Below are 26,880 nucleotides of genomic sequence, written 5' to 3' on the forward strand. Positions count from 1 at the left end.
GGGGAGGAGCTCTTACACATGAATCAAATGATGACTTTTTTACAGACGAACGGCGGAGAGCTGCTGTATAAAACAGGTGAACATTTATATATTTCTCTTATTGCTGTTGTATTGGGTATTATCGTTGCGGTGCCGCTCGGCGTTCTGCTGACCAGAATGAAAAAAGGCGCAGGCGCGGTTATAGGTGCCGTCAACATTGTGCAAACCTTGCCGAGTCTGGCGATTCTGGCATTTTTTATCCCGCTTCTCGGTGTTGGAAAAGTGCCGGCGATCGTCGCTTTATTTTTCTATTCGGTGCTTCCGATTCTGCGCAATACGTATACAGGCATTAAAGGTGTAAACAAAAATCTGCTTGAGTCAGGAAAAGGGATTGGAATGACCGGCTGGGAGCAGATCCGGCTCGTCGAGATTCCGCTGGCGATTCCGATTATTATGGCAGGCATCCGCACATCCACGATCTATTTAATCGGCTGGGCGACCCTTGCCTCATTTATTGGCGGCGGCGGTCTTGGTGATTACATTTTTATCGGACTGAACCTGTATCAGCCTGAATACATCATTGGCGGTGCTGTGCCGGTTACAATCTTAGCCATTATCATTGATTATTTGCTAGCCGTGACGGAACGAAAAGTGACACCGAAGGGATTGCAAGGGATGAAGGAAGTTTCTTAAGGAGTTGGCTGTATTGAAAACGAAAAAAATCAGATGGATCGGCGCGCTCGCTTTCGCCTTTGTCATGCTGCTGAGCGGCTGTTCTCTGCCGGGACTTGGCGGCGCCTCACAAGATACGATCAAGGTCGGGGCGCAAAGTATAACAGAATCAGAAATTTTAGCGAATATGATTGCGCAGCTTATTGAACACGATACGGATTTAAATACGGCTTTAGTCAAAAATCTCGGATCAAACTATGTTCAGCACCAGGCGATGCTCGGCGGTGACATTGACATATCCGCCACACGCTATTCTGGCACGGATTTAACGAGCACCCTCGGAATGGAGGCGGAGAAGAATCCGGAAAAAGCGCTGAACTTTGTACAGAAAGAATTTGACAAACGTTTTAAATATAAATGGTTTGATTCTTACGGGTTTGATAACACATACGCCTTTACCGTAACAAAAAAGTTTGCGGAAAAGGAGCATGTAAACACCGTGTCTGATCTGAAGAAAAACGCTTCTGAATATAAGCTGGGGGTCGACAATGCCTGGCTGAAACGGAAGGGCGACGGATATAAAGGTTTTGTCAGCACGTATGGATTTGAGTTCGGAACAACCTATCCGATGCAGATCGGACTTGTTTATGACGCAGTCAAAAACGAGAAAATGGACGCCGTTCTTGCTTATTCCACAGACGGCCGGATTAAGGCGTATGATCTCAAAATCCTAGAAGACGATAAACAGTTTTTCCCGCCGTATGACTGTTCGCCGGTGATTCCGGAAAAGGTGCTTAAGGAACATCCGGAGCTTGAAGGCATTATTGATAAACTGATCGGGAAGATTGACACGGAAACCATGCAGGAGCTCAACTACGAAGTGGACGGCAAACTGAAGGAGCCATCTGTTGTGGCAAAGGAATTTTTAGAGAAACATCATTATTTTGACTAAGAAAAGAGGCAGACCAAATGGAAGTATTACAGCAGCTTGGCACTTACTATTCGCAAAACGGCAGTTATGTGCTGCAAGAGTTTTACCGCCATTTTCTGATGTCGGTGTACGGCGTTTTGTTTGCGGCAATCGTCGGCATTCCGCTTGGCATCCTGATTGCCAGGTACAGAACATTAAGCGGCTGGGTTTTCGCCGTCACAAACGTGATTCAGACGGTGCCGGCGCTCGCCATGCTGGCCGTGCTGATGCTAGTGATGGGGCTTGGCGCGAATACGGTCATTTTATCGTTATTTCTTTATTCACTGCTGCCGATCATCAGAAATACGTACACAGGCATTGTCAGCATTGAACATGCCTATCTTGAATCCGGAAAAGCGATGGGTATGACAAAGTTTCAAGTGCTGCGGATGGTCGAGCTTCCGTTGGCGCTTTCTGTTATTATGGCCGGCCTCCGCACCGCGCTCGTCATTGCTATCGGCATTACTGCCATCGGGACATTTGTCGGCGCCGGAGGCCTTGGAGACATCATCGTCAGGGGATCAAACGCAACAAACGGGACCGCGATTATATTAGCTGGCGCGATCCCGACAGCCCTTATGGCGGTGATAGCTGATTTGGTCATGGGCTGGCTTGAACGCGCGTTAAGCCCGATTAAAAATAAAAAAAGAAACTATATTAAAGCTGAAAGAAAAACCACCTCTATTTAAATAAAACAGGGGTGGTTTTTTTAGTAAACAACCTGTGTTAGTCCCTTTAACCGATACTTTCCAGCGTTGAAGTTAGACAAGTATTTTAAAAAAATCTTCAAATATCAGATGGTTATTGCCAATTTTAAGGTTGTTTTGAGAAAAGTTTCAAGTTATAATAATAATACATTTATGCAAACATCTAAATGTCTAAATGTTTTTCGAAAAGGAGAAAACGCTATGAATAATGTTTTCAAAGCTATATCAGATCCAACTAGGAGGAGAATTTTGGATTTGTTAAAAGGAGGGGATATGACTGCGGGAGATATTGCAGAACATTTTAATATCAGTAAACCGAGTATTTCTCACCATTTGAATATTTTAAAACAGGCGGAAGTCATAGCTGACCACCGTAAAGGGCAATTTATTTATTATTCTTTAAATACCACAGTACTTCAAGACTCAATAAATTGGATGCTTAACTTTATAAATAAAGGGGATAACGATTTATGAAGAAAAATATAATTTCCATAATTATTGTTTGTTTGAGTTTCTTGACTTCAATTATATTTTATCAGTACCTTCCGGAAGAAATACCGATACAATGGTCAGGAAATAAGCCGGCTGCCTTTATATCTAAACCTCTAACACTTTTTATTATACCTATTGTTATGCTTATTTATTATCTTACTTTTTATATGTTAACCATTAAGTCAACGCAAAAAAATAAAGCATTGCTTTTTCTAGCTTCTAATAATATGTTAATCCTTTTATATATTTTACAGCTCTCAACCCTTTTAGTAAGTTTAGGATACGAACTGGATATTGATTTAATAATTGGTCTTGCTGTTGGTATCTTTTTAATTATTGGTGGAAATTCCATGCAGTTAGCAGAGCAAAACCATCTTATCGGATTGAGGACACCTTGGACATTAAAAGATGAGACTGTTTGGAAATTGGGTAATCGCTTTGCCTCTAAAGTACTTGTAGCGTGTGGTTTTATCATAGCCATTCTTTCATTTTTTACAGGGGAATATATTATTATGATTATGATTGTGTTAGTGTTGCTAGCATTAGTTATTTCAACGACTGCTTCCTATCTTTATTACAAAAAGTTAAACGGTTAACGTTAAAAAAGTGTCTTGCGGAGTAACCCGCAAGACACTTTTTTTATAATGATTATTGATGAATCAATTTTAGGGTTTTTGCAGCAGCAGCTTCTAGATCAGAATTATTATTAGAAGCTGAAGAGGAATATTTGGCAACGTATTTCCAAACTGCAGTTGTTACGGCGGCAGCGGTTTGCAATGCTACCGCGTTAACGCCTACAACATATAAATATCCAGCTGCTACACAGACGGCATAAAGCCCGCAAGATGGAGTTGCTTTATTGGTAGAGTATTTTACGTTTTGATTTTTCTTGGCATATTTTTGGATAAGTTGATCTGCTTTATTCATATTATCAATGAGTTTTTTAGGGTCTTTACTGTCAATCGATTGTTTCAATTCATCCAGATATTGTGGTTGATCTTTTTTTATAAATTTGACTACATCATTCACTAATTTTTTACCTTCTGTACTATTCGCCTCTTTTACGAGTTTAGGGTCCAAATCGCTAGAAATTAATTTACCAACCTCTCCTTGGCCAAATAAAAGTCCTCTAAAGTAATCTTCTCCAGAAAATGTATTGTTTTCTTTAGCAGATGTACTTGACTCCTTAGAGAATCCTACTAATGAAAAAACCAATATCGTCACCATGGAAACAATCAATAGCCTAAGTAATTTACTTTTCAAATTATTATACCTCCATTAAGTTATTTCTCCATTATCTAAATATTAGTTATGAAACAATTTTGTAAGGAACTTGACTGATTCACCTCCTAATCTTTTGAAATTCCTTTTTCCTTTTACGGATATATATTTAAATAAAGGAGAACACCAATTCAAATTGATATTTTGTTGTATAGGATGTAGATATATAATTAATGCAGATATCATGATTAAGCCGAAACTTACAATACCGATGCTGATTATTATCCCTATGTGAAATATTATTCCTAATATTAATGCAATTTTTTTTATTCTGATATTAGAAACTATACTTGCTGCTAAGAACAGCTCAAAAATAGTTACTAACCAAGTGATGACAACAATATAGTTGCTTTCAAGCAGTGGATTCAATAAATTAAGTTGATAATCAGGCAATCCAAAAACAGGATCAGAAAAGAAATAATAAATTGCTGTCCCTTCAGCCCACTCTTTATTTTTCAAGCGCTCTAAAGCTGCATTTAAATAGATTACAAAAACTTGAATTTTAATTATTGTCACTAAATAAAATAATACTATCTTCTTTGTGAAAGATTCATAATTGATATCTATTATTTTCCAATGATTTTGCCTTGAATCTAATAATGTAACAGGAAATAAAAGAAATGAAAGAACAGTTGCAATTTGTTCACCGCCATCAATAGTTAAAGCTGAAGTTTGAATGCTATAGCAAATATACCAGTGGAAAAAACCGGTAAATCTAGGCCTCCATCCTATAACCACTAAAGCTAATATAAAAATCATTAAGTATCTTATAACCTCAAAACTGATGCTATATTTGTTAGCAAAACAAAAGGCAGTGGGAATATAGACATTTTCACACGTGACATTATTTGCACTATAACTAAATAAAATATCAGCACTATTAAATACTAAAACTAGTAATGTTGAGAAACCAAGTAAACTTCTAGAAAGTGCATATGTATTTTTCCATGGATTATAGGTGTCAATATAACCTTCGAAACTATTTAATATTTTCATATTATTTTTACTTTTAGCACCTTTCTTTCAAAAGAGGTAGTTTGTTTAAAATCTATCCAATACCATGAGAGTGGCTTTTGTCGGTATATAAGGTACTCTCCTTTGCTAAGATGTGTATAGTCCTTGCTTTTTTTTACTTCAATAGGCTTCATTTGTCTCTCTAAATTTGTGCAGGAAGTGTTGTTTTCACATGTTTTCCAATTCTTTGGTTCGATATTCTCAACAATTTTGCCTAATTCTATTGCCTGAACTCTTCCTTCTCTTTTTATCCCGAAAAAATTATTAGGAAGTGCATTAGGTAACTTTAAATTTTCTTTTGTGTGAAACGAAATGTTTTCTTCAGTAGGGCTTTTACTATAAAAGCCAAAGCCTTGGGGAGACAATTGTTGCAAAAAATTTTTTTTAAACAGTGGATTCTGAGGTGAGATATTACTAAAGTAATAGGAAGAAAATGAAAGGAAACATATAGTCGTTATAGTTATAATTGCTCTTTTTTTGATTTGGGTTACCTCCTTTAAGCCAATCTAATCATTTCAAAAAGATTATATAATAACTAGTAAGAATAATCAACAGAAAATGGATAATAAACAAAATATTGTAAATTATATTTGGTTTTGTTTTGTGGGAAAAATTTGATATTTAAAATTTGTATTGTACGTAAAGTTCCCAATATCAATTTTGGGAACTTCTTTACGGTTTCGGCACATATTTAAAAATCTCTTCACTCTCAAAAAACTCAATCAGACGGCCGAGCCAATTGTAATAGTCGAGCCATTCCTTTAATTCCTTCAACAGCTCATTCACCTTTTCTTCCGCTTCAGGAGAAAGCTCTTCATCCAAGATACTGAGCAGCTCCCGGTTGAGTTTTTTATGCATCATTTTATTTTTGCTGACGACTTTGCTCCAAGTGGCTGTAAACAGAGTGATAAAGGTTTGGTAGTAATCCTCTTCAACATCGTATAAGTCTTTTCGCACGCCCTTTTCGAACACCTTCTCGGCGATGTTGGCATCGAGCATGTCCCGCACGACCTGGCTCATTCGCGTTTTGCTCATGCCGGTCGCTTCTGATAATTCCGTCAGCGTCATCGGCTTGCGATTCATATAAATAATGCCCAGCACACGTCCAACGGTAGAGGGCATTCCAAATGCATGCATGTTTTCCGCGATTCTTTCTATGAGGTGGTCTTCAGTCTGTTCAATTATCGTTAACGGATTTTTCTCCAACAGTTTCAATCCTTTCAGCTAACAATTCCGATGTCAATATACCACATTTTTGATGCGGCGGAAATGCTGTAATCATAGAATTTGGCAGGAAATTGGAGCAATAAGGAGATCATTACCGGTCAATACGGGTAAATCAGGGTTTACACATACTTTATAAATAATATGAACAAATTGTAAACTTTTTATTTTATAAACTTTATTCTATAATGGGAAGCATTCAATTGTCTGAAAAATTAAATACAAACTGAACGAATTGAATGAATTTAATTTTGGAGGTGCGATGTTTGCTGACATTAAAAAATGTCTCGAAAACATATAAGGGCGGCAAAAAAGCTGTGAACAGCGTGAATCTGGAAATTGAAAAAGGTGAATTTATTTGTTTTATCGGTCCAAGCGGCTGCGGAAAAACGACAACGATGAAAATGATTAACCGATTAATTGAGCCGTCAGCCGGTCAGATTTTTATTGACGGCGAGAACATGATGGAACAGGACCCGGTAGAACTCAGGCGTAAGATCGGCTATGTCATTCAGCAGATCGGACTGTTCCCCCATATGACCATTCAGCAGAACATTTCACTTGTGCCTAAGCTACTGAAATGGCCGGAGCAGCAGCGGAAAGAACGTGCGCGTGAGCTTTTAAAATTGGTTGATATGGGACCTGAATATTTAGACCGTTATCCTCATGAATTAAGCGGGGGACAGCAGCAGCGAATAGGTGTATTACGGGCACTTGCCGCGGAACCGCCGCTTATCTTAATGGATGAACCGTTTGGGGCGCTTGACCCGATTACGAGGGATTCCCTTCAGGAAGAATTTAAAAAACTGCAAAAAACCTTACATAAAACCATCGTATTTGTTACCCATGATATGGATGAAGCGATTAAGCTAGCAGACCGGATCGTCATTTTAAAAGGCGGAGAGATTGTGCAGATCGGAACGCCTGATGATATTCTGAGAAATCCGGCAAACGAATTTGTTGAGGAGTTTATCGGCAAGGAGCGCCTGATTCAGTCATCAAGTCCTGATGTTGAGCGGGTTGATCAAATTATGAGTACACACCCGGTGACTATTACGGCGGATAAAACGCTCTCTGAAGCGATCCAGCTGATGAGGCAGGAGCGTGTCGACTCGCTCCTGGTTGTAGATGACAGCCATGTTCTTCTAGGCTATGTAGATGTGGAAATCATTGATCAATGCCGGAAGAAAGCCGAGCTCGTAGGCGAGGTCCTGCATCAAGACATCTACACCGTCTTGGGCGCAACACTGCTGCGGGATACAGTACACAAAATTTTAAAACGGGGTGTAAAGTACGTGCCGGTTGTAGATGAAGACAGCCGTTTAATAGGAATTGTGACGAGAGCGAGCCTGGTTGACATTGTGTATGAGTCCATCTGGGGAGAAGAAAAACAGCTCGCAGTATTGTCATAGGGAGGTTGTCAGACATGAATCATATCATTGAATTTTTGCAAACCAACGGAGGCGAACTGCTTTACAAAACATATGAGCATATCACCATTTCTCTCATCGCCGTCATTTTAGGCGTGGCTGCCGCTGTGCCTCTTGGGATTGTGCTTACCAGAATGAAAAAAGGAGCCGGCACCATTATCGGCATTGTGAATATCATTCAGACGCTGCCCAGTCTGGCAATCCTCGCTTTCTTTATCCCGCTCTTGGGAGTCGGAAAAGTTCCGGCTATTGTGGCCTTGTTTTTCTATTCCGTTTTGCCGATCCTGCGCAACACGTATACCGGGATTCGCGGCGTTAACAAAAATCTGCTTGAATCAGGAAAAGGCATCGGGATGACGGCAGCTGAACAAATCCGCCTCGTGGAACTGCCGCTTGCCGCGCCCGTCATCATGGCGGGGATCAGAACATCCACGATTTATTTAATCGGCTGGGCGACGCTTGCATCCTTTATCGGAGGCGGCGGATTGGGTGATTATATTTTCATCGGCCTGAATTTATATCAGCCGGAATATATCATCGGAGGAGCGGTTCCCGTCACGATATTGGCGATTGTCATTGATTATGTGCTTGCGTTGACGGAACGAAAAATCACGCCTGCCGGACTGCAGGGAATGAAGGAAGTTTCATAAGGAGGCTGCTCATGAAAAGAAAACATCTTAAATGGCTGAGCGGTTTTACGCTCGCAGTAATGCTGATGCTAAGCGGCTGTTCGCTTCCCGGGCTCAGTGCCGCTTCAGACCAGACCATTAAAATCGGCGCGCAAAGCATGAGTGAATCAGAAATCATCGCAAGCATGCTTGGCCAGCTGATCGAACACCATACGGATCTAAAAACAACAACCATTAAAAATCTCGGCTCCAACGCGGTGCAGCAGCAGGCCTTAATAAACGGAGAAATCGATATTGCGGCCACAAGATATACAGGTGACGCGCTGACAGGCACGCTGAGGATGAAACCTGAAAAAGATCCGGACAAAGCGCTGGCGCTGACACAGCAGGAGTTTAAAAAAAGATACGATTTAAAATGGTATGACTCCTACGGGTTTGATAATACGTATGCCTTTACCGTCAGCAAGAAGCTTGCAGACCAATATCATTTAGAAAATGTATCAGACGTCAAAAAATGGGCGCCGCAATTAAAGCTGGGCGTCGATAATTATTGGATGAAGCTTAAAGGGAACGGCTATCAGGATTTTACGAAAACCTACGGCATGACATTCGGCGGCACGTATCCGATGCAGATCGGGCTTGTGTATGACGCGGTGAAAAGCGGAAAAATGGACATTGTCCTCGCTTACTCCACGGACGGGAGGATCAAGTCCTATGATCTCAAAATGCTAAAGGATGATAAACAATTTTTCCCTCCGTACGACTGCTCTCCTGTTGTTCCGGAACAGGTGCTTAAAGAACATCCTGAACTGGAAGGCATCATTCAGAAAATGATCGGAAAAATCGATACAGCCACGATGCAGGAGCTTAACTATGAAGTCGACGGTAACCTAAAAGAACCGTCTGTCGTTGCCAAGGAATATTTGCAAAAGCATCACTACTTCGAATCGTGAAAGGAGGATTGACCAATGAATGTACTTGAACAGTTAATGACGTATTATGCACAGAACGGCAGCTATGTAATGGAAGAGTTCGGCCGCCATTTTCTCATGTCGGCTTACGGCGTCTTGTTTGCTGCTGTCGTCGGGGTTCCGGTCGGAATCCTCATTGCGCATTTCAGCCGCTTGTCAGGATGGGTATTCGCCGTAACAAATGTCATTCAGACGATTCCGGCGCTCGCCATGCTGGCAGTCCTGATGCTTGTCATGGGGCTCGGCGCAAACACAGTGATTTTATCATTATTTCTGTATTCCCTGCTACCGATTATCCGAAACACGTACACAGGCATTGTCAGCATTGAACACGCATACTTAGAATCAGGAAAAGCGATGGGGATGACGAAATTCCAAGTTCTTCGGATGGTTGAGCTCCCGCTCGCGCTTTCTGTCATTATGGCAGGCCTTCGAACGGCTCTCGTCATCGCTATCGGCATTACAGCAATCGGCACATTTGTCGGCGCCGGCGGCCTTGGGGATATGATCGTCCGCGGGTCAAACGCCACAAACGGAACGGCGATTATTCTAGCCGGCGCGATTCCGACTGCGGTGATGGCGGTTGCGGCTGATTTGCTCATGGCTTGGGTGGAGCGGGCGTTACATCCGGTCAAGAAAAAAAGAACCAGGGTGAGACGTATTCAAACAGCTGCATAAGAACAAAAAAAGAGGCTTGGATGATTCCAGCCTCTTTTTTCTTATTTAGATTGTAAACTGATCCATTTTCTCATTAAGTTCTTTCGCCAAACGCTCAAGCTCCTCAGCATTTTGAAGCACTTGATCCATTGAATGGGCGGATTGCTCGGTAATGGAAAATGTTTCTTCAATGCCGGCGGCGGATTCTTCAGAAACGGAGGCGATATTTTCAATCGATTGGTTAATTGTGATCGATTGGTTTGTTAACTGCTTTAATCCGTCCGTTACTTCCTTAATACTGTCCGCTACATAGGTGACCGATTGCTTAATGTTCTGCATGGCCTGTCCGGTGTCAGTCAGGTTTTCAGTACCTTTTTCTACTTCGGTAAAGCTGCTTTCCAGGTACTGGATGACAGTGTTGATTTCCTGCTGTGTGCCGCCAACTATTTTAGTGATATCCTGAACGGAGTCAGATACGCCATCTGCGAGCTTTCGGACCTCCTCAGCCACAACGGCGAAGCCTTTGCCGCTTTCTCCTGCGCGGGCTGCCTCAATTGCGGCATTAAGTGACAATAAGTTCGTTTGCTCGGCAATGCCGTTGATGACCTGAACAAGCTTGTTGATGTCCTGAGAATGCTGTTCCAGCGATCTCACTTTATGAACGGCCTCCTGAACGATATGATGGATTGTTTTCATTTGCTGCACTGACGTATCCATATTTTCGTTTCCGTTTACGGCGAGTTCGAGAACGTTTTGAGACGTATCGCTGATCGTCATGCCGTGATTGTAGGCTTTATCAATGCTTTCTGTAAATTCATTCATTGATTCGGCGATTGTCACAGCGTCTTGCGCCTGCTGCTCGGAGCCTTCAGCCATTTCGTTCATCGTTTCGGTAATATGCCTGCTGCCGGTTCTTGTTTCATTCGTTGCAGTGGTCAGCACCTGTGATGAAGAAAGCACGCGGGTGGAGATTTCTTTTGAATATCCGACGATATCTCTTAAATTCCCTACCATTTTCTGAAGCGCTTCGTTCAGATCGCCGAGCTCGTCTTTTGAGGCCAGCGGCTCTATGTCATTTGACAGATTGCCTTCGGCGATCTCATTCGCAGATGACTTCATTCGAATAATCGGTTTTACAATGCTGCGATTGATATAAAGCCAAATACATATGCTGATGGCGATGGAAGCTGCCAGAAGCAAAGCCGTGTAACTGAGACCTTTATGATAAACATCCTTGGTTTCTTTCACCGCCGTGTTGCTGCCTTCTTTATTAAAGTCAACAAGTTCAGTGATTGATTTTTTCATATCCTCAAAGCTTGCTTCAGTCTGTACCAATAACCCCCTTGCTTTATCTATATCATTCGTGCGTCCGCTCTCTAAAATCTGGTTATGAATATTCGTATATGAGTTGACTTCAGTCTTGAGCTGTTCGAAAATGCTGCGTTCTTTGTCATTAGAGATTGTCTTTTCATAGTTATCAAGCTTTTCATTGATATCCTTAAGGATCTGGTTCATATCTTGGTCCAGCGTATCCATTTTATCTTTGTCTGTATAAATCAGGAAATCCTTTTCCTTAGAGGAAAGGTGCTCTGTCAAATAATTAATAGATGTAATTTCTTTAATGCCGTCTATCCATTTCGTGTTGATTTCATCTGTCTTTTTGATGATGTGCTGCATATTGAAAGCGCCTATTCCGCCTATAAGCAGATTGATGAGGATCAGTGTCAAAAATACCAGGCTGAATTTGCGGGAAATCGTCAGTCGCATTTACGTGTTCTCCTTTTAAAAAAGTGATGTGATGTACTATATATCGGCTGAGAAATTGTTTTTTCACCTGGAAATAAAAAATAAAAAACGGCTCTTCTCTCCGTGGAGATAGAACCGTTTTAGCAATTACATATGAAAGGAAGGGTCAATCCATTCAGTCGCCCATTTGGAGATTTCACCCAGAATGGGCGCTAACGCCATTCCTTTGTCGGTTAATGAATATTCGATGCGAACCGGAGTTTCGGGGATGACGTCCCGCTTAACAACTCCTTCAAGCTCAAGTTCTTTCAGCCTTTCTGACAGAACTCTGCCGCTTAGATTTGGAAGTGCTGCTTCTATTTCGCTAAATCGCTGCTGACCGTTCAACAGTTGAAAAACGATTAAAGCAACCCAGCGTTTGCTCAAGATGTCGACTGCTTTTTCAAATCTAGGACACATTTCTGATTGGTTCATACTTTTCACCTCGTCTGTCATTATTATAACGCAAATAACGAGGGAACGTATGCATGCGTGATTGATAAAATGCGGAAAGAGATGCAGAAGATTACGTGGAAGAGGAGCGTTTTTTCGCTTCGGAAGCTAAAAAATCGAAGTATTTGCTGAGATTTTCAATATCCTGCTTGGAGAGATGCCGCCATTTTTCGCTGTTAAAAAGAGACAGGTTCTCCGTTCCTCGAGTGACAGCCGTCTGATAAATCGCATAAATAGACTGATAGCTTTCCGAAGCCTCTCGAATTTCTTCAGGAAAAGCGGTAATGTGCCCTGCGGCTGCCATCAGGTTTTCGTGCGGTATTTTCAGCACCGCTGCGAGCTTTTTTATGGTCGCGGGCTTTGGTGTGCCGCGCTTGCCGTTTTCTATTTTTGAAATGGTCGCTGAGCTGATGCCCGAGTACACCGCAAGCTGGTTTACTGTCAGTTTGCGGGCGCGGCGCAGCGCCCTTAATTCCTGTCCGAATGTTGACATGATGATCGCCTCGCATTTCTGGAAAGAGTTATTGATCAGCAGATCGTTTTTTGGCTTCGTCTGAAATAAAAGAGAAATAATGATCCAGCATGAGCAAATCCTCTTTGTTGAGATACTGCCATTTTTCACTCTCAAGAAGGGCAAGATTTTTCAGGTCATAAGCCTCCGCCTTTTCAAGCAGCTGGCACTTCGTTTCATAAGGCGCTCTGGCTTCATGAATCTCTTCGATATATCCCGCTTTATACATAAGCCCTTCATAAGGAATTTTTAAGGCCTCCGCCAGTTTTTTGATGGTGGCAGGTTTAGGAACGCCGCGTTTGCCGTTTTCAATTCTGGAGATGCCGGCCGCGCTTACACCGGAATAAGTCGCCAGCTGGTTGACTGTCAGCTTTCTCTCCTCACGCAATGCCCGTAATTGTTCGCCGAAGCTTTCCATATGTCTCACCCCGTCCCTCACTGTTACTCATATTTTAGTATGTTTATTGACTAAAGGGAATAGGTGGGCTGGAAATGCATTGACAAAAGTTAACATACGCCGTAATGTAAATGTATAGAAAAAGTTTTTTCATGAACGGAAGGTGAGGAAAGTGCCAGTAGAAAAGATACAGATTAGACGTGATTATGTATTGCAGTATATGGTCAATAACGATTATTCCCTCAATCAGCTTGCGCTGGAAATCGGAGTCTCACCCGCCACACTGAGCCGTGTGCTGAATGGAGAAAGACGGCCGGGGCAGCTTGTGATCGGAAAAATGCTTCACTATTTTGACTTGAAGTTTGAGGATCTTTTTTACTATGATTTTGTTGACAAAAGTCAATAACTTAAGAACGCCTGGGGAACCAAGCGTTTTCTAAGCCTTATCATCAATGTGTCAAAACAAAACCCGTCACAAGTTCATTGCATGTTTTCCATTGTTTTGTCGGCAGCTGATGGCCCTGGTATTCCAGCCTGAAAAATTCAGCGTGGCTGCATGCTTTCCGGTAATAGCCTGCATGTGTAAAGGTCCAGTCGCGCAGGCCGCCATACATAAACAGCATCGGCATGTTAAAACGGGGCAATTGTTCAAGGCAGCTGTAGCGGAGAGAATCCCGATAATATTGATACCAATGGCCGAGGTCAGCTTTTTTCATATGACTCGTTAATAGATTTCGGAGCTGTCTGTTTTTCGTATGGCTGCTGGCGATAATTTTCATCAGCATGCCGGGACTTTTTTCAAGAAGATACATTCCCATTTTGTGAAGCTGCTGACCGGCCATGGTATGAACAGCGGGGTACGCGCCGGCCAACACCAAATGAGATACTTTGTCCGGCCGGGTGAAGCCGATGTGCTGTGCAATTAAGCTGCCGGCGGAATACCCGAATACTGCAGCCTGATCAATGTGCAAACGATCCATAAATTGCACGATCTCGTTTGCGTAATAGGAAATCGAGATTTGCTGGTCTGCATGATCGCTGTCGCCATGTCCGCTTAAATCGGGAAATATCACCCTGAAATGATCCGCCAGAAGGCGCTGATAATAAAAAACCTTGCGGCCCATGCCCGGCGGGTGAATAAAAATGATAGGGATTCCCTGTCCATATTCCTCATAATATAGATGTTTCTTATTGGCTGTGCTGATGATCGGCATTGTTGTTCTCCCTTTTCGCTCAATTCATACGAATAGGCTAACCAAAACAAAATGTCTTATCCGGTCTTTTGGCGTCTGATACGGCGTGACATGGCAAACCTTTTCATGTAAAATAGAAGTAATGTAGGCCAGTGAGTCTGGAGGTGTAAGGGATGCACGCGGTTTTGATTACCTTATTGGTTATCGTCAGTATTGCACTTATTATTGTCGTTTTGCTTCAATCCAGTAAAAGCGCCGGATTATCTGGTGCGATTTCAGGCGGAGCGGAGCAGCTCTTCGGGAAACAAAAAGCAAGAGGTCTTGATTTGATTCTGCACCGCATTACGGTTGTGCTGGCAGTCTTGTTTTTCGTGTTGACGATTGCGCTTGCTTATATCCTATAGGGCAATGTTTGTATAAGGTCTGATGTAAAGTCAGGCCTTTTTCACGTTTCTGGCTGTTATTCAGAGCGTTTTTTTCTGATCAAACTGTGGAAAACTAAAATGATCGTGCAGAAAGAAAGGGAGAAATGAGCATGAAAGTTGTGACACCAAAACCATTTACATTTAAAGGCGGAGACAAAGCGGTGCTTTTGCTGCACGGCTTTACAGGGAATACAGCGGATGTGAGAATGCTGGGACGTTATTTGAATGAACGGGGCTATACGTGCCACGCGCCTCAATATGAAGGACACGGCGTTCCGCCTGAAGAATTGGTACATACGGGGCCTGAAGACTGGTGGAAAAACGTCATGGATGGCTATGAATATTTAAAATCTGAAGGCTATGAGGACATTGCTGCCTGCGGACTGTCGCTTGGCGGGGTTTTTTCGCTGAAATTGGGTTACACTGTACCCATAAAGGGAATTGTTCCAATGTGCGCGCCAATGCATATTAAAAGCGAAGAGGTCATGTATCAGGGCGTCCTTTCCTACGCGCGCAATTACAAAAAATTCGAGGGGAAAAGCCCGGAGCAAATAGAAGAGGAAATGAAGGAATTTGAAAAAACGCCGATGAATACCCTTAAGGCGCTGCAAGACTTGATTGCCGATGTGCGAAAGAATGTCGATATGATCTATTCTCCGACATTTGTTGTGCAAGCCCGTCATGATCACATGATTAATACCGAAAGTGCCAATATTATTTACAATGAAGTGGAAACTGACGATAAACAGCTGAAATGGTATGAGGAATCAGGCCATGTTATCACGCTGGACAAGGAACGGGACATCGTACATCAAGATGTGTATGAATTTTTAGAGAAGCTGGATTGGTAACCAACAGGAGGTCGGATTATGGAAAAAGAAGCATTTATGGATAAGCTTCTCTCGTTTATGAAGGAAGAGGCGTACAAGCCTCTGACTGTTCAGGAACTTGAGGAGATGTTACAGATTACGGATGCCGAGGAATTTAAAGAGCTCGTCAAAGCGCTGGTTGCGCTGGAGGAAAAAGGGCTTATCGTGCGGACGAGAAGCGACCGCTACGGCATTCCGGAAAAAATGAATTTAATTAAAGGAAAGCTTTCTGCGCATCCGAAGGGATTTGCCTTTTTGCTGCCTGAGGATACGTCGTTAAGCGATGTGTTTATTCCCCCTAATGAGCTGAATACAGCTATGAACGGCGATATCGTAATGGTACGCCTGAATTCGCAGTCAAGCGGCTCCAGACAAGAGGGCACCGTCATTCGTATTTTAGAAAGAGCGATTCAGCGGGTAGTCGGAACCTATACAGAAACAAAAAACTTTGGTTTTGTCATTCCGGATGACAAAAAAATCACAAGCGATATCTTCATTCCTAATAGCGGGAAAAATGGCGCGGCTGAAGGGCATAAGGTGGTTGTTAAGCTGACCAGCTATCCTGAAGGCCGAATGAATGCAGAGGGTGAGATTGAATCCATTCTCGGCCATAAAAATGATCCGGGCATTGATATTTTATCAGTCATCCATAAGCACGGACTGCCGGGTGAATTCCCTGCCGATGCAATGGAACAGGCGACAAGCACGCCTGATACGATTGATGAAAAAGACCTGATAGACCGCCGTGATCTCCGTGACCAGGTCATTGTCACCATTGACGGAGCGGACGCGAAGGACTTGGATGACGCGGTTACAGTGACAAAGCTGGATGATGGCAGCTATAAGCTTGGCGTTCACATTGCCGACGTCAGCCATTACGTGACTGAAAACTCGCCGATTGACAAAGAAGCGATGGAAAGAGGAACGAGTGTGTATTTGGTTGACCGTGTGATTCCGATGATTCCGCACAGACTGTCAAACGGTATTTGTTCATTAAATCCGAAGGTTGACCGCCTGACACTTTCTTGTGAAATGACCATCAACAGTCGGGGAGAAGTCACAGAGCACGAAATCTTCCAAAGCGTCATCAAAACAACGGAAAGAATGACATATTCCGATGTGAATCAGATTCTTGTTGATGATGATGAAGAATTAAAGCAAAAATACGAACCGCTCGTGCCAATGTTCAAAGACATGGAGCGACTGGCAGAAATTCTTCGCGAAAAGCGGATGAACCGCGGCGCCGTTGATTTTGACTTTAAAGAAGCAAAGGTGCTTGTTGATGAAGAAGGCGCGGTCAAAGACGTTGTGATCAGAGAACGCTCTGTCGCCGAAAAACTGATTGAAGAATTTATGCTTGTTGCGAACGAAACCGTTGCAGAGCATTTCCATTGGATGAACGTTCCGTTTATTTACCGGATACACGAAGAGCCCAATGCTGAAAAACTGCAAAAGTTTTTAGAGTTTGTGACAACATTTGGCTATGTTGTAAAAGGAACGGCCGGAAATATTCATCCGCGCGCGCTGCAAAGCATTCTTGACGCAGTTCGTGACAGACCAGAGGAAACAGTGATTTCTACTGTCATGCTCCGTTCCATGAAGCAGGCGAAATACGACCCGCAAAGCTTGGGGCACTTCGGCCTGTCAACTGAATTCTATACCCATTTCACATCGCCGATCCGCCGTTACCCGGACTTAATCGTTCACCGTTTGATCAGAACGTACTTAATCAACGGCAAAGTCGATGAAGCGACACAGGAGAAGTGGGCTGAACGGCTTCCGGATATCGCTGAACATACTTCATCAATGGAACGCCGTGCAGTTGACGCAGAGCGTGAAACAGATGATCTGAAAAAAGCGGAATATATGCTTGATAAAATCGGTGAAGAATTTGACGGCATGATCAGCTCTGTGACAAACTTCGGGATGTTTGTCGAGCTGCCGAATACAATTGAAGGACTCGTCCACGTCAGCTTTATGACGGATGACTACTATCGCTTTGACGAGCAGCACTTTGCGATGATCGGGGAGCGAACGGGAAATGTGTTCCGCATCGGGGATGAAATTACAGTCAAAGTCGTTGACGTCAATAAAGACGAGCGCAATATTGACTTCGAAATCGTCGGTATGAAAGGCACCCCGCGCCGTCCGAGAGAAATGGACAGCCGCAGCCGAAAACGCGGAAAACCTGCCAGAAAACGCGTGTTAAGCACAAATACGCCTGTATCTCCTGCTCCTTCCGAGGAAAAAGGAGAGTGGTTCACAAAGCCGAAGAAGAAAAAGAAAAAACGCGGCTTTCAAAACGCACCGAAGCAGAAACGGAAAAAGAAGAAATAGCAGCTCAACCAGCAAATAGGGCCGCAGCGCTCTATTTGCTTTCTTTCGGAAACAGCTTTTCATTGTAGCCATGCGTGACATTTGGTAAAATAGAGCGTATCGCAAAGGTGGACAGTTTTTCCTTAGTGAGAGGAGGTTCTGGCATGCCGAAAGGGTCAGGAAAAGTATTATCACAAAATAAAAAAGCCAATCACGATTATTTTATAGAAGAAACATATGAAACAGGCATTGTATTGCAAGGAACAGAAATCAAAGCGATTCGCGCCGGCCGCGTGAACCTTAAGGATTCCTTCGCCAAAATCGAACGGGGAGAAGTATTTCTCCACAATATGCATGTCAGCCCGTATGAGCAGGGAAACCGCTATAACCACGATCCGCTCCGGACGAGAAAGCTGTTAATGCACCGCAAGGAAATTAACAAGCTGATCGGCTTAACGAAGGAAAAAGGTTATTCTCTCGTTCCGCTCAAGCTATATTTGAAAAACGGCTTTGCCAAAGTTCTTCTCGGTCTGGGTAAAGGGAAGAAAAACTATGACAAACGTGAAGATCTGAAGCGCAAGGATGCCAAGCGTGAAATTGAAAGAGCGTTCAGAGACAGTCAAAAAGGGTTCTAAAAAGCATAACGCTTGATACTGGAATCCAGCCTGTGCTATACTGATTTCACGATAAGATGACACGGTCTTTTCTTGAAGGATTTGTCAATTGAAATGAGCCGTGATCATGTTATAATAAGAATGTAGCCAGTTTGAGTGAGAGCTTGATATTTCTCCCGTATTTCCCTTATAACAAGGGGACGTTACGGATTCGACAGGGATGGATCGAGCTTGAGCTGCGAGCCGAGAGGCGATCTCGTAAACACGCACATAAATATAACTGGCAAAACTAACAGTTTTAACCAAAACGTAGCATTAGCTGCCTAATAAGCGCAGCGAGCTCTTCCTGACATTGCCTATGTGTCTGTGAAGAGCACATCCAAGTAGGCTACGCTTGCGTTCCCGTCTGAGAACGTAAGAAGAGACAAACAGACTAGCTCTCGGAAGGCCCGCCCGCAGGCAAGAAGATGAGTGAAAACACATATATGCAGGCTACGCTCGTAGACGCTTAAGTAATCGATGTTTCTGGACGTGGGTTCGACTCCCACCGTCTCCATACATACTTTGAAACCGCAGTGCTATCAAAGCTTCTAAAGCTTTCGAGGGCCCTGCGGTTACTTTTTGGTAACACTTTTAAAATTTTTCGTTTTCCATGAAGCCAATAACTTCATGTTGTGCAGACGGGTAAAGGTGACTATACCTGTTCAATGCGATGACCAATGGATTGCATTTTTTATTGATCAAGTATGATGCATGTGAAGTCTGAAGTCGTGGAGCACTATTTTTTTAACCCCTGATTTTCTAAGGTATTTTTCGTAGCGTCTATCCATTGCGCTAGTCGCTATGCTATCGTAAAAAGAACCAAAAATCCTATAATCTGATTTTACTGGCGCTGTGTTTTCAGCGCTATTTTTTATGTCTTTTAAAAGAGACAGTTACTCTATCGGCTCTATCTGAATCTGCATGTGAATTTTATCCTTAATCTCAATTATTCGGGAGATGCAATTGAGATGCTATGGGAGGTTTGTGGCTTAGTGTTAGGGGAGCTGTACACATGAAAAAGAACAAAGGAGGTTAAACAAGCTTGTAGGGGCACTGCGTACTCACTGGATTTTAGTAAATATACAGTGTTGCCTGAACTTGATTCAAAGCACCTTTACTTAAGTTAAGTGCATCTTCTAAACATCCTTGAACACTATTGATTTTGACATTCGTATAATTATATTCTTTATTCATATAATAAGCGAAAGCGATCATACCATCTCTTTGACTGTATACCCCGTCTCTTTGTCAAAAACTAAAATCTTAGTAAAGATGTACTCAACTTCTGCTAGAGATTTTTCAATTTGTTATTCAGTTAAGCCATCTAAACCGTCCTCCGAATTCAATTGGGTTGCTGAACTGCTGGTGCTATTGTCGCAATAGCAAGAAAGAAAACCGACGCTAGAAAAAACAATCTTTTCAACATGTGTGAACTCCCCCTTTTTTGAAATGGTAAAAGCAACATACATTTTTCAAAAAAAGGGTTTTAATCATAATAAGTCAAATATCGACAGAAGATTGTTACCACAAATGCAAAGCAAGAAACGAAAACGCCCATGCCAATATGCCGAACATTACAAAGAACCTAAGAAAAGTCTCATATTTTGTTAGTCTTCGTTCTCTTTTTGTTTTACCTAATCTCCAATACAGGGCGTAGCCGGAGAACAATAAAATGATTTGTCCAAATTGCGACACAGATTCTAAAAATTCTATACCATTCATTGATTTTCACCTCGTTTATTTATGAGAAAAAAATAAAGTAGACTTGCAGAGAGTCTACTTACCGCTTATCCAAAGTACCCATTTTCTTCGGTTTAAAAATTGCTAGAGGGTGAAATGGCTTGCACGTCGGTTAATAAAGTAAAGGCTTAATGCTATTGTTTTAAAATGCCATATCCTTATTCGCCCAATTTATCCATTACATATTAGTTTTATTATCGCAAATGGAAAGGGAATTTCCAATATTTATGTGAAAATTAGTAATTTGTAATATGTCTAATGGTATAAAGGAATGTCGTTTCCCTTATCCAGCAGTACCTTTTACAGGTTCTGCTTCATTTTTTTCGTATAACAGGCACCAAAAAGTGCGTACTTCCACTTGAATCCCAGCTGTTTCATACTGGTTTTACAGCAGATGTTTTACCAATCGCATTTCTGTTAATAAATAAGAGGAAACAAAAACGGAGGGATGAACGAATGAAGCTGAATTTACATGGAAAAACCGCACTGGTGACCGGCTCAACGTCGGGGATCGGCAAAGCGATTGCCGCTTCGTTGGCGGAAGAAGGCGCGGCGGTTATCATTAACGGACGCCGGGAAGAAAAAGTGAATCAGACGATAGACGATTTGAAAACACAGCATGCAGAGGCTGTGTTTTATCCGGCCGCATTTGATCTTGGAACCGAAGAAGGCTGCAATGACCTGTTTCAGGCATATCCGCAGGTTGATATTTTGGTCAATAATTTAGGGATTTTTGAACCGGCGGAGTATTTTGATATTCCCGATGATGAGTGGTTCCGATTTTTTGAAGTGAATATTATGAGCGGTGTGAGGCTCACACGCAAGTATTTACACAAAATGATAGAGAAGAAAGAAGGCCGGGTGATTTTTATTGCCAGTGAAGCGGCAATCATGCCTTCTCAGGAAATGGCCCATTACAGCGCGACGAAAACGATGCAGCTTTCCATTTCCCGCAGCTTGGCGGAGCTGGCAACAGGCACAAATGTAACGGTAAATACAGTCATGCCGGGTTCAACCTTAACAGAGGGAGTGGAAACAATGCTGAACTCTCTTTATCCTGGTGAAAACCTGACTGTTCAAGAAGCCGAGACCCGTTTTATGAAGGAAAACCGTCCGACTTCAATTATCCAAAGGCTGATCCGGCCGGAAGAAATCGCCCACTTTGTTACATTCCTAAGCAGCCCGCTGTCTTCCGCGATTAATGGCGCGGCACTTCGGGCGGACGGCGGCTTGGTCCGCAGCGTTTTTTAGAAAACCTCTCCCTTTGGGAAGAGGTTTTTTTATTGTATTGATTTCCAGAACCTGCTGTCGTATAATTTTGGTACCGAAAAAGTTTTTCTAGTACCGAAAGCGAGGTGATTGATTTGGAAAAAAGAATATTGGCGGAAACCATTCGCCTGATCAGACAGAAAGGTTTTTCATTTACAATGAACGATCTGGCGGGAGCGCTTGGAACAAGCAAGCGGACGCTTTATGCGCATTACCCGTCGAAAGATCAGCTTGCGGAGGCCGTCGTGGCGCAGTTTATCGCAGAGATGAAGCAAATGGAAAAAAGCATCTATGAAGATGAGACCCTAGATGCGCTTGAAAAGGTGAAGCAAATGCTGATCGGTCTTCCAAAGGAAATGGAGCTGCTGAACATGGGGTTATTACAAGAGCTGAAGAAATCCCATTACGATGCGTGGCTCAAATTAGACACGTTTATGAAGGAAGAATGGTCAGTTGTTATTGGATTGTTAAACGAGTGCAGGGAGCAAAAGAAGATCAGAAACATCAACATTGATTTATTGGTTCAAATGTATATAGGAAGCATCAACCAAGTATATGATCCTGATTATCCGCTCAAACATCAGTACACGACAGGAGAAGTTCTTGAATCAATCGTAGATGTATTATGTAACGGGATAACAGAAAAATGAGGAGGCTGGTGGCGCGTGCAGTGGATGTTTTTATGTTTGGCCATTTTATTTGAAGTTGCCGGAACAGTCAGTATGAAGCTTTCATCGGGTTTTACGAGGCTTCTGCCGAGTGTGCTATTGCTGTTTTTTTATGGCGGGAGTCTTTTCTTTCTGACGCTTACGCTCAAATCTATCGATGTATCTGTTGCTTACGCTGTCTGGTCGGGGATGGGCATTGTCCTGATCACAGTTGTCGGGTTTTTGTATTTTCAAGAGAATATAAGTGTCATGAAACTGATTTCAATCGGGCTGATTATTGCCGGTGTTGTGTCTTTAAACCTGATCGATCAAGGGGCGGAGCCTCAAACGGTACATAAAAGTGAGCAGTAACATGAGAGTGATGAAACTGTTCTTTCTCGTGACTGATATCGGTTTTATATTGTACTGGCTGTCTGCCGGCTTTTCATTAATGCCGGAAAGCTGGGCCTTTAAACATTATCAAGATCCGTTTATGATCGCCTGGAATTGGTCCTTTTTTCCCTTGGATATCTTAATCTCCATGACTGGTTTGTACAGCTTGTATTTGCAGCGCGTCAAAAGAGCAATATGGAGGCAGCTGGCGCTGATTTCTCTTGTGCTGACCTTCTGTTCAGGCCTTCAGGCTTTATCATTCTGGACATTTAGCGGGGATTTTGATCTTGCATGGTGGCTGTTTAATGGATACCTTTTGATTTATCCTTTATTTTTTATTCACAGACTTTTATCTAAGCAGTGCGAGTAGCACTATTTTTATTTTTTGAAAACACTTTGTTTTCTGAAAAGTAAAACGATATAATATGTAATATATTGCATATTACATGTCAGGAGGATATACGTTGGCGACTCAGAAACAACGGTTGTACGGCTTTTTAATGGTGATTGTCGGAGCTGCTTTTTGGGGATTATCGGGAACGGTTGCCCAGCATTTATTTGAAACGAGTGATGTATCGGTGGAGTGGCTTGTAACGGTGCGTTTACTGTTATCAGGCCTGTTGGTGCTGATTATTGTGTCCGCCGGTAAAAACAGGAGGGCAGTTTGGGGCATATGGAAAGATAAAAAAGCGGCTGTCCAGCTTATTGTTTTCGGGATTGCCGGCATGCTGGGTGTTCAGTATACGTTTTTAGCTTCAATCGGAACCGGAAACGCAGCGGTAGCCACGCTGCTCCAATACTTAGCGCCTGTTCTGATTATGCTGTATTTGCTTCTGACCCGAAAGAATTCATTTCAGTTTTCCGATTTTTTGGGGCTATTATTGGCTTTAACAGGCACTTTTTTGCTGCTGACGAATGGAAACATCAGCAATTTAACAGTTTCTCCTTTATCTGTTGTATGGGGTCTTCTTTCTGCTGGCGCACTTGCCTTCTATACGCTGTATTCCAGTTCTCTTTTGAAAACATGGGGGTCGGCTCTCGTCATTGGCTGGGGGATGCTGATCGGGGGCGTCGGCATGAGCTTTATTCATCCGCCTTGGGCAGTACAGGCAGAAGGCTGGACGGTTTCTGGAATTGTATCGGTGGCTTTTATTGTTATTTTCGGAACGTTATTGGGATTCTGCATGTACCTAGAAAGTTTGAAATATTTATTCCCGCAAGAAGCAAGCATGCTGGGATGCACTGAGCCGGTTGCCGCAGTAGCGTCTTCTATTCTTTGGCTTGGCGTGTCCTTTGGGTTGTTTCAAGCAGCAGGAGCGGCATGCATTTTAGTCATGATTTTTGTCCTTTCACAGAAGAAAAGTGCCGGCAAAACGGCAGCATTAAAAAACCAAACCCATATTCAGAGGTGATGCTTTGTGCCGATACCGTCCAATGCCCCAAAGCCGAAACGGCAGACTGCCAAAAAGCTTGCTTTTGAGCAAATTCAAAAGTGGATCGTGGAAGGAGTGCTTGTGCCCGGAGAAAAATTGAATGACGATGCGTTGGCCAAAGCGCTTGGCGTCAGCAGAACACCGGTCAGAGAGGCTTTGCAATTATTAGAGATGCAGGGGTTTGTTGAAATGTCTCCGGGGAAAGAAACAAGAATTTCACAGATTGAAAAAAATGATGTCTTCAAAGTCTATCCGCCGATGGCGTCTCTCCAGTCCACCGCTGCCGAATTGGCAATTGAAAACATTCATTCGTCTCATATAGAGCAGCTGACAGCCATCAATCACGAAATGAAAGCGGCAATTGACCGAAACGAAATCTATGAAGTGCTTGGCATTGATAAAGCGTTTCATGATGTGATAATTGAGGCGGCTGATAATGAATATATCAGCAATTTTACCTCAGTTCTTCACATGCATATTCTTCGGCTTGAGTATCTCTTTTTCAAGTCTCCGCAGAATTCTATTGAAGAACATAACCAAATCATTCAGGCATATAAGGAGAAAGACCGGAAAAAGGCGGCTGAGCTGACATACAGCAACTGGATCAAACCAATGCATGACATTGCGAAAAAACTTGTGTAATGAAGGCAGAGAAGATATGTCTCTGTCTTTTTTGATGAGAGCATATCCAATGAGAAGATGGGTCTGTTTCTGGGCATACTATGGCGAATAAACGGGAAGAGACCAACATCATGTCGTTAAAGAGGTTATGTAATATGAACAAGTCTTCTGATCAAAATCGAAGAACAGTGCCAAGTGCCGTCAAGGATGCCTTTCGCATTCATGCAACCCCTTTCCCATGGAAAAAGGCAATCGGGTCAGGCGTCGCTTCAGGATTTCCTGTGTTTGTCGGCGCATTGTCGGGACACACGGATTTCGGTTTGACCGCTAGCATCGGCGGCTTTGTTTTTTTATATGCAGGCGGGGAATCGTATACGAAACGTATTCTGAAGCTGCTGTTAGTTTCAATGGGGATCGCCGCATCGTTTGGATTAGGGACGCTTTTGGCAGGGACTTTTTGGAGCATGGCGGCTGTTCTGGGGCTTATCGGGGCAGCTGCAATGTTTATTTTTGGCGCGCTTGGGATACAAGGGCCAGCACCGATGTTTTTTGTCCTTGCCTTTTTGGTGAGCTCGGGTTTGCCGGCAGATCCTTCAGAAGCTCCGTTCAGAGCGGGACTGACATTTGCCGGCGGGCTTTTCGCCACAGGAATCGCCTTGATTGGCTGGATCAATAACAGGCATGGACCGGAAAATACAGTGCTGAATAGAACATACCGCCAGCTTGCATCCTGCCTTTCCGATGTCGGAACTCCTGATTTTCATAACGCGCAGCATCAGACCGTGCTGATGCTGAGAACAGCCCGTCAAACGGTGCTCGGCAAAGGGAATAGATGGAGAAAATCGCCTCATGATGAACGTTTTATCCGCTTGCTGGAAAAAGCGGATGATCTCTTCATCTCGATCATTCATTTTTCTGCCGAAACACCAAACGCAGATAAGGCGCAGATCGCAAAGGCACTTCGCCAAACTGCCGACATGCTGGGGCAATCTCGTGTTTCCGATGCGTTTCCTATTCAGGAGGATGAAGCGGAGCCAGCCCGGAAGCTGTATGAAGAAATCAACGAGGTTTTGAGTATCGCTTCAGGACAGAATGATGATCCATCGGACGCGGAGCCAAGCCGTCTGCCATCCTCCTATTACTTTCTGAGAAATGCCTTTGACTGGGAGTCACCTGTTTTGATTCGGGCATTAAAGTATGGGATTGTGCTGTTTGCGGCGGCTTTGTTTGCCAATGCTTTCGGTTTTCACCGTTCTTACTGGATTCCGCTCTCGGCAGCGGCGGTGATGCTGGGCACGACTGTTGTCTTTACGCTGCAAAGAGCCATTCAGCGTTCGGCAGGAACCGTAATTGGCGTGATGCTGGCAGGAGCGATCCTGTTCTTTAAGCCATCCGGCGTGTATATCGCTTTATGTATCACAATGCTTCAATTTCTTCTTGAAATGCTGATTGTCCGCAATTATGCTTTGGCTGTTCCTTTTCTGACCGCAAACGCGCTTGTTATCACAGAAAGCATGCATGGCGGCTTGGGGGCCGGTTATTTTATAGCGGCGAGGCTGACCGATGTGGCTGTCGGCAGCACAATTGGCCTATTGGGAACAATGCTTTTGTGGAGACGTTTTTCAGCAAAACGCCTGCCTGAATACATGAGGGAAGTGATCAGGCTGGAAGGGCAGTTTATGGAGAAACTGTTAGCCGGACAGCAAATAGACGGACATCAGCTTAGAGTGAGCTTAGTCAGGCTTCGGGATGCATATGATAAAGCACTTGGAGATTTTCCAAAAGCGAAAGCGGATTCGCTGTGGCCGGCGATCTCTGGAGTACAGCACTTAGGTTATTATTTGCTCTCGGCTCAAGCCCATCACCGCCCGTCCTCTCCGGTTTCTGAAGAAGAAATAAACCAATTGAGAGCGTTTTTTGAACAGGCTGAGCAATCAGTACTGATGAAAATGCCGCCCGCTGTTGTAGAAGTGCCGCGTTTTCCGTATTATCCGCGAATCAGCGGGGAGCTCTACACATTGTATACAGGTTTGCGAACAGCTTATGAAAAGTAAGCTGTTCGTACGGGTTTAAAAAAAATCTTTAATTCGAGATATTTTACTTGAAAGCAATTTTTATTGCACCTATAATAAGGTTTAAGAGATAA

Annotated in this window: 31 protein-coding genes, 1 other RNA gene and 1 pseudogene; 22 read left to right on the forward strand and 11 right to left on the reverse strand. The window is 43.1% G+C overall.

Annotation, left to right across the window (positions count from 1 at the left end; genetic code table 11):
• Positions 1-18: 18 nt before the first annotated feature.
• The 5 genes from opuCB to ACQVGS_RS04085 all read left to right on the forward strand — a co-directional run bounded on the left by opuCB (position 19) and on the right by ACQVGS_RS04085 (position 3,416).
• On the forward strand, positions 19-672 hold the full coding sequence (opuCB, locus tag ACQVGS_RS04065; RefSeq protein ID WP_024122875.1) for a glycine betaine/carnitine/choline/choline sulfate ABC transporter permease OpuCB: 654 nt from the start codon (positions 19-21) through the stop codon (positions 670-672).
• A 64-nt stretch (positions 673-736) separates the two neighbouring features.
• Entirely contained in the window at positions 737-1,603 is an 867-nt protein-coding gene (opuCC, locus tag ACQVGS_RS04070; protein ID WP_185848924.1) for an osmoprotectant ABC transporter substrate-binding lipoprotein OpuCC, read from the forward strand.
• Between the two features lie 17 nt (positions 1,604-1,620).
• Positions 1,621-2,310 (forward strand): glycine betaine/carnitine/choline/choline sulfate ABC transporter permease OpuCD, encoded by a 690-nt coding sequence (gene opuCD / locus ACQVGS_RS04075; RefSeq protein ID WP_024122873.1) that lies wholly within the window; start codon positions 1,621-1,623, stop codon positions 2,308-2,310.
• Between the two features lie 219 nt (positions 2,311-2,529).
• Positions 2,530-2,802 carry a sporulation delaying system autorepressor SdpR gene (sdpR, locus tag ACQVGS_RS04080; RefSeq protein WP_024122872.1) on the forward strand — a complete coding sequence of 91 codons (273 nt, stop codon included), beginning with the start codon at positions 2,530-2,532 and terminating at the stop codon, positions 2,800-2,802.
• The gene (locus ACQVGS_RS04085) at positions 2,799-3,416 is read left to right on the forward strand and encodes an SdpI family protein (RefSeq protein WP_024122871.1); all 618 of its coding nucleotides are present in this window, start codon (positions 2,799-2,801) and stop codon (positions 3,414-3,416) included. Before sdpR ends, ACQVGS_RS04085 begins: the two co-directional genes overlap by 4 nt.
• 52 nt (positions 3,417-3,468) lie before the next feature.
• Here the strand turns inward: ACQVGS_RS04085 and sdpC are convergent, their stop codons facing one another.
• The 4 genes from sdpC to ACQVGS_RS04105 all read right to left on the reverse strand — a co-directional run bounded on the left by sdpC (position 3,469) and on the right by ACQVGS_RS04105 (position 6,321).
• Positions 3,469-4,083 (reverse strand): sporulation delaying protein SdpC, encoded by a 615-nt coding sequence (gene sdpC, locus ACQVGS_RS04090; RefSeq protein ID WP_024122870.1) that lies wholly within the window; start codon positions 4,081-4,083, stop codon positions 3,469-3,471.
• Positions 4,084-4,125: 42 nt separating this feature from the next.
• Complete coding sequence (gene sdpB, locus ACQVGS_RS04095; protein ID WP_024122869.1) at positions 4,126-5,097, reverse strand: sporulation-delaying protein SdpB; 972 nt, start codon at positions 5,095-5,097, stop codon at positions 4,126-4,128.
• Positions 5,094-5,573, reverse strand: a complete 480-nt coding sequence (gene sdpA, locus ACQVGS_RS04100) for a sporulation-delaying system protein SdpA (protein ID WP_049809963.1) — start codon at positions 5,571-5,573, stop codon at positions 5,094-5,096. The genes sdpB and sdpA overlap by 4 nt, the downstream gene beginning before the upstream one ends.
• Positions 5,574-5,787: 214 nt before the next feature.
• Positions 5,788-6,321 carry a GbsR/MarR family transcriptional regulator gene (locus ACQVGS_RS04105; RefSeq protein WP_106019566.1) on the reverse strand — a complete coding sequence of 178 codons (534 nt, stop codon included), beginning with the start codon at positions 6,319-6,321 and terminating at the stop codon, positions 5,788-5,790.
• A 284-nt stretch (positions 6,322-6,605) separates the two neighbouring features.
• Here ACQVGS_RS04105 and opuBA point away from each other — a divergent pair, with 284 nt between their 5' ends.
• The 4 genes from opuBA to ACQVGS_RS04125 are packed head-to-tail and all read left to right on the forward strand — an operon-like array spanning position 6,606 to position 10,047.
• Positions 6,606-7,751 (forward strand): choline ABC transporter ATP-binding protein OpuBA, encoded by a 1,146-nt coding sequence (gene opuBA / locus ACQVGS_RS04110; protein WP_101864778.1) that lies wholly within the window; start codon positions 6,606-6,608, stop codon positions 7,749-7,751.
• Positions 7,752-7,765: 14 nt separating this feature from the next.
• Positions 7,766-8,419: an ABC transporter permease gene (locus tag ACQVGS_RS04115; RefSeq protein ID WP_095713009.1), complete on the forward strand. Its 654-nt coding sequence runs from the start codon at positions 7,766-7,768 to the stop codon at positions 8,417-8,419.
• An 11-nt stretch (positions 8,420-8,430) separates the two neighbouring features.
• On the forward strand, positions 8,431-9,351 hold the full coding sequence (gene opuBC, locus ACQVGS_RS04120) for a choline ABC transporter substrate-binding lipoprotein OpuBC (RefSeq protein WP_263463500.1): 921 nt from the start codon (positions 8,431-8,433) through the stop codon (positions 9,349-9,351).
• Between the two features lie 15 nt (positions 9,352-9,366).
• Positions 9,367-10,047, forward strand: coding sequence for an ABC transporter permease (locus ACQVGS_RS04125; protein WP_255002008.1), 681 nt, complete (start codon positions 9,367-9,369; stop codon positions 10,045-10,047).
• 45 nt (positions 10,048-10,092) lie between these two features.
• Here ACQVGS_RS04125 and ACQVGS_RS04130 read toward each other — a convergent pair whose 3' ends face one another.
• From ACQVGS_RS04130 to rghR, 4 genes are all read right to left on the reverse strand, one after another.
• A complete protein-coding gene (locus ACQVGS_RS04130; protein ID WP_024122862.1) occupies positions 10,093-11,793 on the reverse strand; it encodes a HAMP domain-containing methyl-accepting chemotaxis protein in 1,701 nt (566 codons plus the stop codon).
• 126 nt (positions 11,794-11,919) lie between these two features.
• Positions 11,920-12,246, reverse strand: a complete 327-nt coding sequence (catR, locus tag ACQVGS_RS04135) for a catDE operon transcriptional regulator CatR (protein ID WP_010331897.1) — start codon at positions 12,244-12,246, stop codon at positions 11,920-11,922.
• Positions 12,247-12,337: 91 nt separating this feature from the next.
• Positions 12,338-12,757: a helix-turn-helix domain-containing protein gene (locus tag ACQVGS_RS04140; protein ID WP_024122861.1), complete on the reverse strand. Its 420-nt coding sequence runs from the start codon at positions 12,755-12,757 to the stop codon at positions 12,338-12,340.
• Between the two features lie 28 nt (positions 12,758-12,785).
• Positions 12,786-13,193, reverse strand: a complete 408-nt coding sequence (rghR, locus tag ACQVGS_RS04145) for a transcriptional repressor RghR (RefSeq protein WP_024122860.1) — start codon at positions 13,191-13,193, stop codon at positions 12,786-12,788.
• A 151-nt stretch (positions 13,194-13,344) separates the two neighbouring features.
• On the opposite strand from rghR, the gene ACQVGS_RS04150 reads away from it, so the two are divergent.
• Entirely contained in the window at positions 13,345-13,578 is a 234-nt protein-coding gene (locus ACQVGS_RS04150; RefSeq protein ID WP_024122859.1) for a helix-turn-helix domain-containing protein, read from the forward strand.
• A gap of 43 nt (positions 13,579-13,621) precedes the next feature.
• Here the strand turns inward: ACQVGS_RS04150 and ACQVGS_RS04155 are convergent, their stop codons facing one another.
• Positions 13,622-14,386 carry an alpha/beta fold hydrolase gene (locus tag ACQVGS_RS04155; protein WP_059353555.1) on the reverse strand — a complete coding sequence of 255 codons (765 nt, stop codon included), beginning with the start codon at positions 14,384-14,386 and terminating at the stop codon, positions 13,622-13,624.
• Between the two features lie 152 nt (positions 14,387-14,538).
• Between ACQVGS_RS04155 and secG the strand changes: the two genes are divergently transcribed.
• The 5 genes from secG to ssrA all read left to right on the forward strand — a co-directional run bounded on the left by secG (position 14,539) and on the right by ssrA (position 19,148).
• Positions 14,539-14,769: a preprotein translocase subunit SecG gene (gene secG, locus ACQVGS_RS04160; RefSeq protein ID WP_003220028.1), complete on the forward strand. Its 231-nt coding sequence runs from the start codon at positions 14,539-14,541 to the stop codon at positions 14,767-14,769.
• Between the two features lie 131 nt (positions 14,770-14,900).
• Positions 14,901-15,641 carry an alpha/beta hydrolase gene (locus ACQVGS_RS04165; protein WP_044159124.1) on the forward strand — a complete coding sequence of 247 codons (741 nt, stop codon included), beginning with the start codon at positions 14,901-14,903 and terminating at the stop codon, positions 15,639-15,641.
• Positions 15,642-15,659: 18 nt separating this feature from the next.
• The gene (gene rnr, locus ACQVGS_RS04170) at positions 15,660-17,996 is read left to right on the forward strand and encodes a ribonuclease R (RefSeq protein ID WP_254517879.1); all 2,337 of its coding nucleotides are present in this window, start codon (positions 15,660-15,662) and stop codon (positions 17,994-17,996) included.
• Positions 17,997-18,139: 143 nt separating this feature from the next.
• The gene (smpB, locus tag ACQVGS_RS04175) at positions 18,140-18,610 is read left to right on the forward strand and encodes an SsrA-binding protein (protein ID WP_010331890.1); all 471 of its coding nucleotides are present in this window, start codon (positions 18,140-18,142) and stop codon (positions 18,608-18,610) included.
• A gap of 175 nt (positions 18,611-18,785) precedes the next feature.
• Positions 18,786-19,148, forward strand: a transfer-messenger RNA (tmRNA) gene (gene ssrA / locus ACQVGS_RS04180).
• Positions 19,149-19,222: 74 nt separating this feature from the next.
• Here ssrA and ACQVGS_RS04185 read toward each other — a convergent pair.
• Together ACQVGS_RS04185 and ACQVGS_RS04190 are read right to left on the reverse strand one after the other, a co-directional pair.
• Positions 19,223-19,524: pseudogene (locus tag ACQVGS_RS04185) on the reverse strand (site-specific integrase); the annotation flags it as partial.
• A 628-nt stretch (positions 19,525-20,152) separates the two neighbouring features.
• On the reverse strand, positions 20,153-20,353 hold the full coding sequence (locus ACQVGS_RS04190) for a hypothetical protein (RefSeq protein WP_024122855.1): 201 nt from the start codon (positions 20,351-20,353) through the stop codon (positions 20,153-20,155).
• Between the two features lie 474 nt (positions 20,354-20,827).
• Here ACQVGS_RS04190 and ACQVGS_RS04195 point away from each other — a divergent pair, with 474 nt between their 5' ends.
• From ACQVGS_RS04195 to ACQVGS_RS04225, 7 genes are all read left to right on the forward strand, one after another.
• Positions 20,828-21,622 carry an SDR family NAD(P)-dependent oxidoreductase gene (locus ACQVGS_RS04195; protein WP_106019561.1) on the forward strand — a complete coding sequence of 265 codons (795 nt, stop codon included), beginning with the start codon at positions 20,828-20,830 and terminating at the stop codon, positions 21,620-21,622.
• A gap of 113 nt (positions 21,623-21,735) precedes the next feature.
• Positions 21,736-22,290 (forward strand): TetR/AcrR family transcriptional regulator, encoded by a 555-nt coding sequence (locus ACQVGS_RS04200; RefSeq protein ID WP_044159119.1) that lies wholly within the window; start codon positions 21,736-21,738, stop codon positions 22,288-22,290.
• A 15-nt stretch (positions 22,291-22,305) separates the two neighbouring features.
• Positions 22,306-22,659 carry a DMT family transporter gene (locus tag ACQVGS_RS04205; protein WP_106019560.1) on the forward strand — a complete coding sequence of 118 codons (354 nt, stop codon included), beginning with the start codon at positions 22,306-22,308 and terminating at the stop codon, positions 22,657-22,659.
• Position 22,660: 1 nt separating this feature from the next.
• Positions 22,661-23,050, forward strand: coding sequence for a YvaD family protein (locus ACQVGS_RS04210; RefSeq protein ID WP_095713018.1), 390 nt, complete (start codon positions 22,661-22,663; stop codon positions 23,048-23,050).
• 94 nt (positions 23,051-23,144) lie between these two features.
• A complete protein-coding gene (locus ACQVGS_RS04215) occupies positions 23,145-24,092 on the forward strand; it encodes an EamA family transporter (RefSeq protein WP_106019559.1) in 948 nt (315 codons plus the stop codon).
• A gap of 6 nt (positions 24,093-24,098) precedes the next feature.
• A complete protein-coding gene (locus ACQVGS_RS04220; protein WP_127696471.1) occupies positions 24,099-24,755 on the forward strand; it encodes a GntR family transcriptional regulator in 657 nt (218 codons plus the stop codon).
• A 134-nt stretch (positions 24,756-24,889) separates the two neighbouring features.
• Positions 24,890-26,788, forward strand: a complete 1,899-nt coding sequence (locus ACQVGS_RS04225) for an FUSC family protein (protein ID WP_400153266.1) — start codon at positions 24,890-24,892, stop codon at positions 26,786-26,788.
• The last annotated feature ends 92 nt before the right edge of the window (positions 26,789-26,880 follow it).

It is taken from the genome of Bacillus sp. SD127 (genome assembly GCF_058566445.1).